This window comes from Cytophagales bacterium (assembly GCA_033344775.1).
GTDB lineage: Bacteria > Bacteroidota > Bacteroidia > Cytophagales > Cyclobacteriaceae > JAWPMT01.
Window position 1 is genome coordinate 679,431 of sequence record JAWPMT010000007.1, and the last position, 15,576, is coordinate 695,006.

Here is a 15,576-nt window from a genome sequence, read left to right on the forward strand (position 1 = left end):
ATCATGCAATTGGAACTTCGATGGTGGCACTCATGCCCCTGCCAGGCTGTGAATGTATTTCATCTTCGCCTCCCAAGGCGAGTGTTCGGTTGTGAATGTTGAACAATCCGATTCCTTTTCGAGCGACATGAGGGTCAAAGCCTTTGCCGTCATCTTCATAGGTCAATAGTACGGTGCTTTCATGTTTGACAAGCTGTAGGGTGATTTTGGTGGCCTCGGCATATTTCAAAGTGTTGTTGATTAGCTCTTGTATGATCCGATAAAGACCAAGCTCTGTGGTCTTGGATAAGTTCAGATCCTTTGCGGGATTGAGGAACTCGATGGCAATGGTCTTTCTTTCCCGGATGCGTTCGATCAGTGTATCCAATGCTTCCAACAAGCCAAAGTCCAATAGTACCTTCGGAAGGAGGTTGTGTGAAATGGATCTGAGGTCATTGGCTACTTCATCTATCATCTGATAGGATGCTCTAAAATTCTCCAAGCGGGACGGGTCGATTTGTTGCAGATCACTTTCAATATTGGCAAGGTTGAGCTTGATGGTGGAGAGGGAGGGGCCTATGCCATCGTGAATTTCCTGTGCAAGTCTTCTGCGTTCTTGCTCCTGGCCTTGTAGCAATGAGTGTAGGATCTCTTGCTCTGATAACTTGACAGATGTGATATCGGCGATGGTGATCACCATTCCCCCAAGTATCTTCCGTCCACGGAATGTCAGATACTTGTCCAGATAACTTACTTCCTCCAGGTCAAAGTCATTTCTTCCTTTTGTCAGACACTTTCTGATTTCATTGGTTAGCTCTTCCATACCCTGAACGACCTCCAGAATCTCCATGTCGACCAACTCCTGAACAGATGTCTTAAGTCCCAGGCATTCGATCGCCTGTGTATTGGCGATGGTTACGAAACCTTCCAGATCGATGGCAATGATCCCGTAGGGAGCTGACCCGATCAGAGAAAGAAGAAAGTCATTGGTTTCCGTAAAATCCTGCCTTTGTATCATAAGGGGGCTTTGTAGCGTGCGACTAAAACTGTAACATCTCCGTAATCTCTGTGAAATTCCCGGAAAACGAAATTGGCAATTTTTTGTGGATGATCAGCCTGGCCCTCATCGAGCCAAAGGTTGGACTTGATGCCATCTGTACAAAGCAGGATGTAAGTGTCTGGCTCAAGTTTGGTTTTGCGAAGCTTGAGGGTGGGCAGCTGAAACAATCCTACGATACCATCATGGTTGGTGATCATGGACATCTCTTCACCCAATAAGTAAGCATGGGTGTCCCCGACGCCAATGTACTCAAAGGTGCCTTCCGATAATCTTCCTAAGGCAATGGTGACTCCTCGCTCCAATTCGGCCTTTTTCAGTACGGAGTGGCATTGGATAACTAGTTCGTCCAGGGGAAGTCGGTAATTTTCGATCAGGAATTTTTTTGTCAGATAGGCCGCGGTGTGTGCAGCATAGCCTTCTCCTGTCCCGTCTAGGACTGCCATTAAGACCTTATCACCATCATATTCATGAATCAAATAGTCGTCTCCGTTTACTGCGTAGTTTTCATCGGCCAGACTCACCACTCCATAGTCGATCTTTTCTTCGGGAATGGGTAAGAACTTCTTCAGTGTGACCTGGGTACCTCGTTCTTCACTGGTGGAAATTTGAAATTCGTCTACGCATCTTCGGGCCACATCCAGTCCTACTCCAAGGCTGCCTTTGGAAGTGGTGTATCCTTTTCTCATGGCTTCATTTAAATTCAAAATTCCGGCACCTTCGTCTTTGACCATTACCTGAAGAATTCGGCCAGCGTTTCCACTGGAAAACAGCGCTTTGCCACCTCCACCATACCTGATCGCATTTTGGGCTATTTCTGAAACGGCCAGGGCCAGCTCCGCACTGGATGAGGTCTCCAGACCCATTTCATTGGCGTAATGCGAGGCCAATTCTGCTGCATAGCGCACGTCTGCTTCGGATTGTATAGGTATACTGGAAGGTTTGGTCACAGTTACTGATCAGCTTTTACAACTTTCAATCCTTTTCTTTTGAACACTTCCATCACGGCGGCTTTCAGATTTTTTACGACATCTACATTACCTATGTCGATGCCAGCAGCTACAATTGATTGTGCCACAATGGGCTTGATACCACAAAACATGACTTGCATGCCTACCATCTGCAAGGTCTTGTTGATCTTGATCAATTGTGTGGCAATCGCAGAATCCACAATATCGATGTTGCTCAAATCGATGATGATGATGTCGGTATCGCTATTGGATGCTACTGCCAGAATGAGGTCCACAACCGCCTTCATACGAGCGGAATCCAGTGTTCCAAACATGCCGGTGTAAAGACATCCCTCTATTATCTCGTTTACGACGATAGGTGCTTCACCACCCAGTTTTCTTCGACTTATGGCCACCTGGCCCTGGGTAAGTTCTTCTAAGCTTTCTTTCTCCTGCTTTGCCATGATTTGATTTTTTTGGAAGGAAGTTAAATGGTTGTCAGATAATATCAGCAAAACCGCTGCAAACGCACCTAAAAAGTATGGGAATCACCCTGCAGTTTTTTGATCTTAAGGTCCGTGATCGATGCTCGCATTTTATTCATTTTCATGAGATAGCGATCAATCACTGTCGGGCTCTCTCTATCGGGCCGTGTAAGTAACTCCTGAGCCAGGCCATTGATTTTGTCCAACAAGGAGGATATTCTTTTATCGTAATTGATCTTTTTCATTTATATAACATAGGCAATGAACCGGGGCTGTCTCATGTCACATGTGGCCGCCCCGCTCATCCTTTTCCTAATCTCATGATGATTAGACGAATTGGACACCAGAAGTCACATCTTACGCAACAAAAATGTATTTACCAATGGACCTGAATGACAGTAATACACTTGTCCAGGCGATTTTGAGCTTTAGCTAGTGCCAGATATTTGCCGAAATAAAACTACTCTGACCACCCAAAGCCGGGCCTTTCTAAGGGGTAGAGTACTCCGTCTTTGCAGATAACCATCTCGGCAAAGGTGTCGTCTTCCAGGTCGAAGTGACCATCCAGGTCCGCGTAATGGATGTTGGGTCGGGCGAGTGCAAAGTGTAAACCAGCAGCAATTCCCATGGCAGATTCGTCCATACAACCCACCATAGATTCCACACCAGCGGCTTTCGCCACGGCATTGATTCTCAGCGCTTCTGTGATGCCCCCTGTTTTCATGAGTTTGATGTTGATCATGTCAGTCGCCTCATCAGAGGTTAATTGAAATACATCTTTGAGTGACATCAAGCTTTCATCTGCCATCACGGGGACGGGTACTTGTTTACTGACTTGCTTCAAGAGATCGGGGTTGTCTCTTTGCGTGGGTTGCTCCAGGAGTTCAATTCGCTGATTTTTCGTTCTTTCAATAAAGGAGACTGCCTCAGAAACGGAATATCCCTGATTGGCATCAAAACGAATTTCAATTGAACTCCCAAGTGATTCTCTCAGTCGAATGATGCGCTCAACATCTTCTTCAACACTTCTACCGCCTTTCACTTTCAAAATGAAGAAGCCCTGATCAATGAATTCCTGACCTTTTTTAAGGGTGTCTTCTACTGATAATATTCCAATGGTGACACTTGTAGGAATGCTGTGTCGGAATCCTCCCAGTAATCGATAGACAGGTTCTCCTGTTTTTTTACCGATCAAATCAAATAGTGCCATATCCACCATCGCCAGCGCGGAGGGTTGGTTTTTGAGCATCACCCTCAATTCTTCCAGTATCAACGCATAGGTAAAAGGTGACTTGCTCTTGAGATACGGAGCAATGACTTCATGGTAAGCCTTCAAAACGGTTTTGTAATCCTCACCGGTGATTTCAGGGTCGGGTGCCGCGCATCCCCAGCCACTAAAGCCCTGATCGGTATCTATCTTAAGAAAAACATTGGAGGTACTTTCGATTTTTTCATAGGCAATCGTGTAGGGTTCCCGAAGTTGGTAACTTTCCTTCCAGCATTCCAATCGAATGATTTTCATGATCAGTAGCGTTTTTGGTATAAGTCCGCCAAAGAGGCTTTTTTGATTTCTTCCACAAACTTGACCAGATGAGCTACCATAATTTCCCACATTTTCTTCCCTTTTTCAGCAGATGCTTTCGTAGGGTCACCCATAATTCCGGAATCTGAGATCTTACTGGTTTGGACATACCAGGCCACTCCCCGATCCGATGTATAATCCAGATAATCACTTCCAAATGAGAGGGTTTCATTCACGGCCTTATCCATTTGTACGACTTCCGGACGAATGGCCATCGTAGTACTGGTTTCAATTTCTCCGGCATGGATGTCATTCTTGGTTTCAATGAGGTCGTAAAGATCAATGTCACTGGTTTCTCCCGTATCAACGCAAACAAAGATCTCAGCATCGCGATTGATCATTTGTGCCGCATAACTTAACGTAGGGGCATTATCACCGTGGCCATTGAGAATGATGAGTTTCTTGATCCCATTTTTTGCAAGTCCCATTCCAATGTCATAGACAAACCTGGAAAGTGCATCATTAGTGACACTGAGCGTCCCTTTGAAGTCTTCATGATGATAAGAAACGCCGAATGGTATTGGTGGCAGCACAAATGGCTTTGGTTCGCTGCATGCCGCAGCTACTCTATCCGCCAGATAAACCGCATCGTAATAGTCAATATCGACTGGAAGATGCGGCCCATGCTGCTCTATTGCACCACAGGGTAAAATGGCGGTATCGACAACCTTTAATTTTTCTTCTATCTCTGGCCAGGTCAGTTTTTCCCATCGAAATTGGTCCGAAATAGGTGCTTTGGATAAAGCTGGCTTTTTCTCTATTTCAAAAGGATAAGGTACATCAAGCATCTCACTGTTCATTAAGTCAAATTCAGTCCATTTTCGATCTTTGAAAATTGCAGCTCCGTCGCTGTGTAAAAGCAAGCTTTTGAAGAGTGGTTTTCGGATGAATTTCGGAAGATCTTTTATTGTGCTTCGTTCCTGATCAAAGCGAAGTTTCATAATATGAGGATGGGACTTTCCTAACTTTCGGGTATGCGCATTTTCTTCAAGTATCTTTTTATCCAATAGCAGGTGAAAGAGATGTGCCGCATCCTGACCCAATTGTTTTACTTGTTTGGATTCAAGACTTTTTAGGCCCTTCGCTATCTGTTCACTTGAATACCCGCACCTGCCTGCATCCTCTTCTAGTACGGAGAGCATTGCGACAATCCGGCGACATTTCTCACAGTTGCCACAGGGGTAAATTCGCCCTTCTTTTTCATGCGCTGCGTGACAGGAGACCTGCTGAGCTTGAAGTTGTGGGTACCGTTTTACAAGTGCTTTGAGTATTAGCAATTCGGACATGCTTCTCAAAACGGAATACTGATGAAGGCCCCATCCTTTTTTAAGGTAGTGCCGGCTCAGGGCATTGTCAAAGTATTTGCTTTGGTCATACAACCCGCCATAATGGGTGATCCCTTGATGGTTAAGTTTCAAGGTGGTGTCGTACTCATCTCCAATAAGGATATTGCCCACTCTACGTTTTCGAGCGATGGGCAATACACCAAAAAGAAATACTGCAACTGTCCATAGCCTCACCGGATAGATGTCGGCCCTGATGTCGGCAAAATTCTCTCGTATGAAAGGCATCTGACGAAGCATCCAATTGAAAATGCGGTCACTGTTGCACCACACTCTGGCCGTGTTGGACTCATTTTCTTCCAGGTATTTATACGCATTGATGGCGGTGAACCAATGTCTGCCTGATTCATTGATAAAAACCGGATGGCCCTGGTAACCCATGTCCTTGATGAGGCCATAGGTGAGTAGACTATCTTTTCCGCCACTGCTAAGAATGGCAAACTGCTCTCTGTCTGTTTCGGTCCAATGCCAATCCCCAGTCAATTGTGTGTACTCGGTATTGATGAAAAGCAAATTAGCTACCGTGTATCGCTTTTGTTTCAGGGCTTGCAGGTGCGTGAATTCTGGTTTGAGGAATTCATTGGGCATGAGCAATTTGTTGACATAGATCTCCCTGGAGGTGTTTTCGGTCATATCCCGAATGAATCGTTGATCTGATTCATCAAAGATTCCATCGAAAACAAGCCTTTCACAAAACAACCCGTAGTTCATGGCCACCTGTACTGCCATCATTGAGGCAAGGTTTACGCTGGCGTAGCTGTTAACATCAAATACCCTCTCCGAATAGGTGTAAATGAGTTCGTTAGTCGCTACTTCAGCGTTGGCTTTGGTAACTGTGTAAGGTACTTTGATCCGTTTGGATTCTATGGTTACTGGCCCTACACGTAGTTCTTTGAGTACTACGAAATCTTTGAGGTTGGTAACCTTCAGAGTTGCTGTTGCTGGCCTCATAGTTGCTGCATGACTAAATTGACCAATTTTTCGGGACCCTCATGAAGTACATCAGTACACAATAGTCCAGTTTCGTCTTCCAGTTTTTGACATTCACTTGCGATCTCATTGGATTCCATACCTTCATGATTCAAGGTAATGGCAAGGACTTTTTTCCCGGAGATCATTTCAATGGCAGCCATCTGCTCTTTGATGGGCTGAATCGGATAACCAGGGAATCCGTCGTACTCTAATCGACGTGGAGCATGTTGCAAAATGACAAAGTCGGGCCTTCCTGCAGCCAGGATTTCGAATCCACCAGGATACGCCGGATTCATCAGGCTACCCTGACCCTCAATGACAATAGCATCCGGATCCTCATTTCTCCAGGCCTCATGCACGGCATGTTCAATTTCACCACTCACAAAATCGTTGATCAGGGAATCCATGACCATCGCATATTTAGCGCCCTGCATCCAGCCTGTTTGGCCTGTACCGATCATTTCAGCCTTCTTGCCTGCAGCCCTTAATCCATGAACGATGATCCAGGCTGTAGTCCGCTTACCGACAGCTGAGTCGGTGCCCAGTACCGTTAACTTGAGGCAACTGACCTCTTCAATTTTACCCGTGAAAAAATGCAACTCATCTCTCTCAGGAGTTTTCCGAATGTCTCGAAGCGTGCAGCCGTTGGCTTTGGCCAGGTTTACCAGGCCAGGATCTTTGTACATAAAGTCGTGAAGCCCCGAATCCACATTTAATTTGTTTTCTATGGCTTCCAATACGTCCTGTCTTGCGTGAAAGGGAAGTCTTCCGCCATCAGGGGCAAGGCCCATCACAAAGTACTGAATGTCACCCAGCAACTTAAGTGCCTCCCGGAGGCTGCCGAATATGGGGATACCATTTTTCTTACCGTCCAATACTTCTCCTGCATCTTGACCTGCGTAGTTTGAATCTATCACCCCAAGTACCTCATAGCGCTCTGTAAATCTGACTAATCCATGAGCTGTCTTGCCATTGGGTGTATTGAATGCGCCTTCGCAGTACACGATCGCATTGCCATCTATTGCTTTTCTCATTTTCTACTGGTAAGGATCGCCACGTAGCGATCGGATTCGAATTCGTTTTCCTGATCTGCTTGTAAAAGGGCCACTAATCCCGCCGTAGAAGCGGCAAGTACATGGAGGCCTTCTTTTTCTTTAAGGAGCCTGGACGTCTTCAGCATTTTCTCATCGCTGATGTTGAATGCATTTCCTTTTGATTGCCGGACTGCATATAAAGCTTCTTCTCCATCGAAGCTATGCCAGTTGATCAGGGGCTCGTTTACGGCTGTTTCTTTGATCTTTTCAGGAACAAGGTCCACGCAGTTTTGGAGTCCTTTTTTGAAGGATTGAACAATTGGATTCTTTCTGGTGGATGATGCTGCTATCATCAGGGGTATTCTTGAAGTCTTTCCGCGTTTATACAGACTGACAAAGCCCCGGTAAATACCGGCGAGTAGGGTTCCATTGGATACAGGGACCGCCACGATTTTTGGGGCATCCCGCAACTGATCATAGATCTCATTGGCGATCTCGGCATAAGCCATGATCTGCAGGGGTGTATTGGCACCTCCGGGGTTGGCATCGTACCATTCATGACTGGCAGCCATTTCACTTGAAATCCGTACGGTATCCTCATAAGATCCGGCGATCCGATGCACTTCAGCGCTGAAATTTTCCATTTCGGCGATGCGCTCGGTATGATAGTTTTTGGGGATGTGAATGATGCATTTAAGTCCAGCCAGACTCGCTGCTAATGCCACTGAAGCACCATAATTGCCACAAGTAGCAACAGCAATGGAATCGTAGCCCCGTCTAAGGGCATCCAGGCATTGTGCAAATGCAATGCGATCCTTTTGTGTTCCGGTGGGATTGCCTCCTTCGAATTTCAAGTAGAGCTGCCTGATTCCTGCCTCTCGTTCAAGGTTGCGGGCTCGTGATAAAGAGGTGTCGCCTACCTCTATGTTGATGATGTCTTCGTAGCATTCTACCCGATCTACCAGAGACAGGGTCCGATCCTGCACCATTTCACTCAACTTTTTGGATTCGGGTGAAATGGTATTGGACGTGGGTGCCGGATTTAAATGTTTCATTTTTACGTATATGTGACGATCAAGGTCTGATGGTCGCGATTCTTGTGAGGATTAGACGTGAAGGGACAGGAAAGTCACAGGATACTTACGAAGATTTTCTATCTGGGTCAAGCGCAGTTCATGGTCGACCAAGCAAAAAGTCCTGCCGAATGAGACAGGACTTTTATTTGTATGCGGGTTGTTTAATTCTAGTAATCGCCCATTCCCATATCCGGGAGTCCACTTCGGGTCGCTTTTTCAGGCAGGTCCGTAACCACACACGCAGTAGTCAGCAACAATGAGGCGATAGAAGCTGCATTTTGCAAGGCCAGACGAGTCACTTTCGTAGGGTCAATGATCCCTGTTTCAATCATATGGACATATTTGCCTTCCCTCGCATCATAACCAAAGTCTGCCTGTCCATCTCTGACTTTCCGGACCACTATTGAGCTTTCCAGTCCGGCATTTTCCACTATGCATCGAAGCGGGGCTTCCAGGGCCGCACGAACAATATTGATACCCGTGTTCTGATCTTCGTTTGCTCCGGTAAGCTTATCCAGCGCCTGAATAGCACGAATGTAGGCGACTCCACCGCCTGAGACCGTGCCTTCCTCCACAGCCGCACGAGTGGCATGCAGAGCATCATCCACCAGGTCCTTTTTCTCCTTCATCTCAATTTCGGTGGCAGCGCCTACTTTCAACACAGCCACACCCCCGGATAATCTGGCAAGTCGCTCCTGAAGCTTTTCTTTGTCATAGTCGGAGGTGGTGTTCTCTATTTGAACCCGGACCTGATTGATCCTCTCCTTAATGCTGCTTTTTTGACCATTCCCGTTGACCAGTATGGTATTGTCCTTATCTATGATCACTTTTTCAGCTCGTCCAAGATGGTCCAATGTCGCATTTTCGAGCTTGTATCCCTGTTCTTCGGAGATGACCACACCTCCGGAGAGTATGGCAATATCCTCCAGCATGGCCTTGCGTCGGTCACCAAAACCTGGAGCCTTTACAGCCGCTACTTTCAATGTGCCTCTGATCCTGTTTACGACCAGTGTAGCCAATGCTTCGCCATCAATATCTTCCGCAATGATCAGAAGTGGTTTTCCTGTTTGCACAGCTTTTTCAAGAATTGGCAACAGGTCCTTCATCGAAGATATCTTCTTCTCGAAGATGAGGATGAATGCATCTTCGAGCACCGCTTCCATTTTTTCTGTGTCAGTGACGAAATATGGGGACAGGTAACCTCGGTCAAACTGCATACCCTCCACGATGGTCACTTCTGTTTCAGTGCCTTTGGCCTCTTCTACAGTGATCACACCATCCTGGCCTACTTTGGCCATTGCATCCGCGATCATTTCGCCTATGGACTCATTGTGATTCGCCGAAATGGTGGCAACCTGTGCGATTTCTCTGGTATTCTGGATGGCCTTTGACTGCTGTTTCAGATCTTCGATCACTGTGGCTACAGCCTGATCGATCCCTCTTTTCAGGTCCATTGGGTTGGCTCCCGCTGCCACGTTTTTCAATCCATGCGAGAAAATGGACTGAGCTAAAACTGTCGCAGTAGTCGTGCCGTCCCCGGCATCATCGGCTGTTTTTGAAGCTACTTCCTTGAGCAACTGGGCACCCATGTTTTCTATCCGGTCTTTCAGTTCAATCTCTTTGGCAACGGATACACCATCTTTTGTTACCGCAGGGGCACCGAACTTCTTTTGAATCAGGACATTTCTGCCTCTGGGACCTAGTGTCACTTTTACGGTGTTGGCAAGTACGTCGACACCTCTTTTCATCTTGTCACGAGCGGTGACATCAAAAACTATTTCTTTCGCCATGTTCTTATCAGACTAGACTTTCCTCCAATACTTCCTCCGCACTGATCACGCCGTAGACATCTGTCACTTTCATGATCAGGTATGCTTTTCCTTGTAGTTGTATTTCCGTACCAGCATACTTTCCGTACAACACGACATCTTCCTTACAAAGCGTCATTTTGTTGTCTTTGGTCCCTGGCCCTACGGCGACAACCTGACCTTGCTGCGGGTTTTCCTTAGCGGTATCAGGTATGATGATCCCTGAGCTGGTCATCTCTTCGGCAGGAACAGGCTCCACCAGAACCCGATCTGCCAATGGTTTGAAATTTATTGTTGACATTTTGTGATTAACCTATTTGATAAGTAATCTCTTTCGGTCCTACGGACCTGTAGTTTAGGCAATGAACCGGGCCGTCCCATGTCGCATGTGGCCGCCCCGTTCATCCTTTTCCTAATCTCATGATGATTAGACGGGCAATTGGCAATAAGTCACTCTCTTTCTTCATGATTTATGAAAGATTCCAATAGAAAAAATATTTTACTGTGTCCTGTGACTTTCTATATGATGTTCGTCCAAATGAAAATTTGAAAAGAAATGAACCTGTTAACAAAAAGAGGGGATTTGTTCCCTTCAGTTTTCGGAAACTTCTTTGATGACTTCTTCAAAGATGACTTTATGACCCCTGCCTTTGTAGGCAACAACGTCCCTGCAGTAAACGTGAGCGAGGAGAAAGATCAATACAAGATAGAGGTGGCTGCTCCCGGAATGGAGAAGGATGATTTTAAACTGAACCTGGATCATCGTGTATTGACGATCTCTTGTGAAAAGAAAAAAGAAGAGGAGAAAAAGGAAAAGAAGTACACTCGAAAGGAGTTTAGCTTCACATCCTTCAAGCGGGCTTTCACGCTTCCTGAATCCGTGAATGCGGAGAAAATCGATGCTTCTTACAAAGAGGGTATCCTGCATATCAACTTGCAGAAGAAAGCTGAAGCACAAAAAGCCGAAGCCAAAGCCATTAAGATCTCATAGTGTGAGATTGTAGTGAGTGGAGCGTCCGGTGCGTCAGATCAACCATGAAATCTGGCCACCGGATTGTTATCCTGCTCCTTATCCATTTGAACAACAATGTATACCACGGAACTCTCCGACTATGATCCTCTTACACATCACGACTTATCGCAAAGAGCAGGTGGACGAAATTATCCCCTTACTGACTAAAAAACGGCTGATCACCGGAGTGACCGTAGTGGATGCCACTTCCTTTCTAACAGGGAAAAGCGAACCAGAAGCTGTGGCTTCCAGTCTTATCATTTGCCGAAGTAAAGTGCTCCTGTTTAGTACCATCGAGCGGTTACTGAAAGAGCTGTACGGCGCGGAGCTACCGGCCATCTACGCCATGCCCATTGTGAACATGGACCTTCATCATGAAAAACTGCTAAGGAAGCGATTGATAGAGGTTTGAATTTTTAGTAAGCGTTAAATCTTAATTGCGAAATGGGTGCTCAATGAATACCTTTGGACTTGTCAAAGCTAATTTAATTAGTAAAAAATGCTAATATTTTTAGTATTTTAGCTCCTTAGAATGAACGTCACACTTGAACAGGGACTTGCAAATTTTGAGATGCTGGAAGAAGGAACACTTGCTTCCGGTCTTGTGGCTGTTCAGGAATCTAGCTCTCTGGAATCCCTTTCTGTCGACGAATTCATCTCAGTTGAAAGTGCGAGGAAGTACAAAGCTGATTTTGTTTACTTTCGGAAGTTTGAAAATCGCCCTTCTATTCCGCAGGTTTTCATTTACGATTTCACCACTAAAATTGAGAGTGAGCATGAATTAATCAATCTTCATCGCCAACTCTATAGTGCAGCTTTAGTTCCAATGTTCTTTGTCTTCACTAAGAAGGATGTACGGATTTTTAATTGCTTCGATAGTCCTTCGAAGGGAGATCAGTTAGTATACAAGCCTCTTAAAACCATCGCGTTTGCTTCCGAACTCTCTAAGGCCGTTCATAAGAAGACACAAAAAGAATATGAGGCCTTTTCTGCGCGATATTTTGATAATGGAACATTCTGGGAAGAGTCTAAATACAGTAGTTATTTTAAGTTCAGTAATAGCGCTTATGAGAAACTACTGACTGAACTCAAACAAGCTCTTCGGGATATTATAAAATCAAAGATGTTACCCGCGACTGTGGCCAGAAAAGTCATGGTAACTTCTATTCTAATAAGGTATCTCGAAGAAAGAGAAGATAACGAGGGAAGAAAAGTATTCCCTGAGGAATTCTTCGCGCGTTTTGTTTCGAATGGTCAGAATTTTACGGATGTATTTGCTGTTCGAGGAGCCTATTTAAAGTTGTTAGACTATTTAGCGAAACACTTCAACGGAGGAATATTTCAAGTAGATGACAAAATACGTCAGATTCTTTCTCAGGCTGATCTCTCTAGGTTTGGGTTGTTTTTAGAAGGCAAGGCTGAGGGAATGCAAAGGGTTTTGTGGAAATTGTATTCTTTCAACGATTTACCTGTCGAATTGATCAGCAATATCTATGAAGAGTTTTTAGGAAAGCAACCAGGCGTGGTTTATACACCTCCATTTTTGGTGAATTTTCTTCTGGATGAAGCCATGCCCTTGCAATCAGATGTCACCGATTTCAAGATTTTAGACCCGGCTTGCGGCTCTGGAGTATTTCTGGTAGGGGCTTTTAGGAGATTAATACACAGATGGAGAGCAAATAACAATTGGGAAAACCCATCACTTAGTACACTAAAAAAACTTTTAAAGAAGAACATCTTTGGTGTAGAATTAAATGAAGACGCGGCTGATTTAACGATTTTCAGTTTAAGCCTTGCACTTTGTGACGAGTTAACCCCACTACAAATTTGGGAAGAACTTCAATTTGACAACCTTAGAGAGGATAATATCATTTACGATGATTTCTTTAGAGTTTTAGGTACTGATAGAATTCCTGAGGATTTTGATTTAATCATTGGAAACCCTCCGTTTGAAGAGGAACTAACTCATGCTGCTAAACTAGTAGACAATAAAGCCTTCATCGACAGGAATAGCACTTTTCAGAAGAAATCAGATTTCGTCAAATTACCAGGCAATCAGATTTCCCTTCTTTTTCTTGAGCAATCACTGAAGCATTGTAAAAAGGGAGGTCTGATCTGTCAAATTCAACCAACTGGTCCATTACTTTACAACAATACATCCGTTAAGTTCAGAAGACTACTATTGGAAAGTTATCATGTACCACAGATTATTGATTTTACCCATATCAATCGAATCCTATTTGGGAAGAAGGGAGATGTTGGTACAGCAGCGATCTTTCTTCAGAATCAATCACCTTCATCGGAAAATTTGTTACATGTTACTGTTAGGAGAACAAAGCCGCATAAGGAGAAATTATTTTTCGAACTGGATAGCTATGATTTCCACTACATTCCAAGACAATTAGCATTGGATGATTCTCTAATTTGGAAATCAAACTTTATTGGTGGGGCAAGAGTACATCATCTGATAAATAGACTATCTAAGAGTAAATCGTTAAAAGAGTATTTATCGGAAAGAGTTTCAAGAGGATGGGTTGCGAGTGAAGGCTTTACTGCAGCAACTAGTAGAGATATTGAAAAATTGAAACGATTAAGTAATGGTGATGATGAAGATGAGTTTCGAAAATTCGAAAAGAAACTAAGTGCTCCATTTATTTCGAATAAGAGATTTTTACCCACTGAAGCTCTTACTAACGATGGCATCAAAAGAGAACTTTTGCAGGATCACTCGCCAACAAAATATTTTCACAGTAAAGGTAAAAAGAATGTATACGAAGCTCCACATATTCTAATAAAGGAGGCAGTAGTAGATATGAGTGTTCCTATGGCCTTTTGTACTGATGATCTCAGTTTCAAACACCGTATTGTTGGAATACATGCTCCTGAGGAATCGAAGCAAGAATTAAGAAGACTTTATGAAGTACTGTCCAATTCTAAAGTGAACTTATTCTATTTTGCTGGAACAAGTTCAGAATTCATGATTAATAGATCCTCTGCATTTTTGAAGAAAGATCTTGATAATTTTCGGATTCCAGATGAAGGCCAAGACTTTTTATTGAGCGAGTTCGAAAACATTCTAATCAATGATTTTTGGAAATTCCTACTTGAATTCAGAAGGAAAGGAGAAACTTCAAAAATTTTAACCCAAGACGCGGATTTAACAGACCTACACAAATTCCAAGATATTTATTGTAAGATTTTAAGTAAAATTTATCCTACAATCAGACCTTACGAACATTTTGAAACGAATTCCTTTATCTGTTGCCCTTTTTATTTTGGAGAGAAATCACCACAAATTGATTTTTCAAACACCACAGTTACAGAACAACACTTACAGGAATTAGTTAGGAAAAGTCTAAATACCAATTTAAGGCTCACCCGGATAGTAAGGATGTACAATTCCAATGTAATCTACCTTATCAAACCCAAGAAGCTTAGGTATTGGCTTCAATCCATCGCACTGCGCGATGCAGATGAGACTTTTACTGATTTGAGGAAACAAGGATACTGATGTTAGCAGATGGTGTGAAAAATATCGGTAATGGAGAAATCTCCAAAGGATTAGAAGTAGATGCTTCTATCCATGCCGTTGTGCACTTTATTGATCAATATTTTCCCCGATTTGCCGAAAAAGTTAGAGGAGAAATTACAACCAGTGAAAGTTCCTTGACGGATAAATTGTGTACTTATTTTAATCGTCAGGCTTCCGAATATCCATTTTTCTTTCAACCTGAGAAGCTTCAGGACCATACAACCGGACAGAGTGCTCGAGCCGATCTGGGTACCATGTCCCAAAACGAGAATATGGGAGTTGGGGATTATAGTTATCAAGAGTGGGAATCATTCTTTGCGATAGAAGCAAAACGGCTTCCGACACCAGGACATAATCGACAAAGAGAATATGTGATTGGTCAAGAGAAAGAGAATGGTGGAATTGAGAGATTTAAGAAAAGAATCCATGGTAGCGATTTAGAATACTCTGCCATTATCGCGTATGTCCAAAAGGAAGATTTCGAATATTGGTATATCAAAATAAATGATTGGATTGGGGAGCTCATTGCGAATACCAGCGGTGAATGGAAAGAGGAAGATAAATTAATCAAAACGCCGAGCTATTCAGGACCACTTGCCAGATTCCAATCTGATCACCAGAAGAATACAGAAGAACCGCCCGATAAGATTAGACTATTTCATTTTTGGATTGCTCTAGCAGAAGAGGAATAGGCAATTACCACCTTAAATCAATTGGAAAATTAGTATACAATCTCCTAGTTTCGT

At 44.0% G+C, this 15,576-nt stretch carries 14 protein-coding genes; 4 read left to right on the forward strand and 10 right to left on the reverse strand.

Annotated features, from left to right (window positions below; all coding sequences use genetic code 11):
* Position 1 precedes the first annotated feature (1 nt).
* From R8G66_34970 to R8G66_35015, 10 genes are all read right to left on the reverse strand, one after another.
* Entirely contained in the window at positions 2-997 is a 996-nt protein-coding gene (locus R8G66_34970; GenBank protein MDW3197621.1) for a PAS domain-containing sensor histidine kinase, read from the reverse strand.
* Positions 994-1,986 carry an ATP-binding protein gene (locus tag R8G66_34975; protein MDW3197622.1) on the reverse strand — a complete coding sequence of 331 codons (993 nt, stop codon included), beginning with the start codon at positions 1,984-1,986 and terminating at the stop codon, positions 994-996. Before R8G66_34975 ends, R8G66_34970 begins: the two co-directional genes overlap by 4 nt.
* A 2-nt stretch (positions 1,987-1,988) precedes the next feature.
* Complete coding sequence (locus R8G66_34980) at positions 1,989-2,450, reverse strand: STAS domain-containing protein (protein MDW3197623.1); 462 nt, start codon at positions 2,448-2,450, stop codon at positions 1,989-1,991.
* 68 nt (positions 2,451-2,518) lie between these two features.
* The gene (locus R8G66_34985) at positions 2,519-2,716 is read right to left on the reverse strand and encodes a hypothetical protein (protein MDW3197624.1); all 198 of its coding nucleotides are present in this window, start codon (positions 2,714-2,716) and stop codon (positions 2,519-2,521) included.
* Positions 2,717-2,931: 215 nt separating this feature from the next.
* Positions 2,932-3,993, reverse strand: a complete 1,062-nt coding sequence (locus R8G66_34990; protein ID MDW3197625.1) for a dipeptide epimerase — start codon at positions 3,991-3,993, stop codon at positions 2,932-2,934.
* Between the two features lie 2 nt (positions 3,994-3,995).
* Complete coding sequence (locus R8G66_34995; GenBank protein ID MDW3197626.1) at positions 3,996-6,347, reverse strand: creatininase family protein; 2,352 nt, start codon at positions 6,345-6,347, stop codon at positions 3,996-3,998.
* Entirely contained in the window at positions 6,344-7,402 is a 1,059-nt protein-coding gene (locus tag R8G66_35000; protein MDW3197627.1) for a DUF1611 domain-containing protein, read from the reverse strand. Before R8G66_35000 ends, R8G66_34995 begins: the two co-directional genes overlap by 4 nt.
* Positions 7,399-8,457, reverse strand: coding sequence for a pyridoxal-phosphate dependent enzyme (locus tag R8G66_35005; GenBank protein MDW3197628.1), 1,059 nt, complete (start codon positions 8,455-8,457; stop codon positions 7,399-7,401). The genes R8G66_35000 and R8G66_35005 overlap by 4 nt, the downstream gene beginning before the upstream one ends.
* Before the next feature lie 188 nt (positions 8,458-8,645).
* Positions 8,646-10,268 carry a chaperonin GroEL gene (groL, locus tag R8G66_35010; GenBank protein MDW3197629.1) on the reverse strand — a complete coding sequence of 541 codons (1,623 nt, stop codon included), beginning with the start codon at positions 10,266-10,268 and terminating at the stop codon, positions 8,646-8,648.
* A gap of 7 nt (positions 10,269-10,275) precedes the next feature.
* The gene (locus R8G66_35015; protein ID MDW3197630.1) at positions 10,276-10,587 is read right to left on the reverse strand and encodes a co-chaperone GroES; all 312 of its coding nucleotides are present in this window, start codon (positions 10,585-10,587) and stop codon (positions 10,276-10,278) included.
* A gap of 255 nt (positions 10,588-10,842) precedes the next feature.
* On the opposite strand from R8G66_35015, the gene R8G66_35020 reads away from it, so the two are divergent.
* The 4 genes from R8G66_35020 (at position 10,843) to R8G66_35035 (ending at position 15,522) form a co-directional block, all read left to right on the forward strand.
* Positions 10,843-11,277, forward strand: coding sequence for an Hsp20/alpha crystallin family protein (locus R8G66_35020; GenBank protein ID MDW3197631.1), 435 nt, complete (start codon positions 10,843-10,845; stop codon positions 11,275-11,277).
* Positions 11,278-11,398: 121 nt separating this feature from the next.
* Complete coding sequence (cutA, locus tag R8G66_35025; protein MDW3197632.1) at positions 11,399-11,710, forward strand: divalent cation tolerance protein CutA; 312 nt, start codon at positions 11,399-11,401, stop codon at positions 11,708-11,710.
* 159 nt (positions 11,711-11,869) lie between these two features.
* Entirely contained in the window at positions 11,870-14,809 is a 2,940-nt protein-coding gene (locus R8G66_35030) for an N-6 DNA methylase (protein ID MDW3197633.1), read from the forward strand.
* Positions 14,809-15,522: a hypothetical protein gene (locus tag R8G66_35035; protein ID MDW3197634.1), complete on the forward strand. Its 714-nt coding sequence runs from the start codon at positions 14,809-14,811 to the stop codon at positions 15,520-15,522. The genes R8G66_35030 and R8G66_35035 overlap by 1 nt, the downstream gene beginning before the upstream one ends.
* Positions 15,523-15,576: the final 54 nt, after the last annotated feature.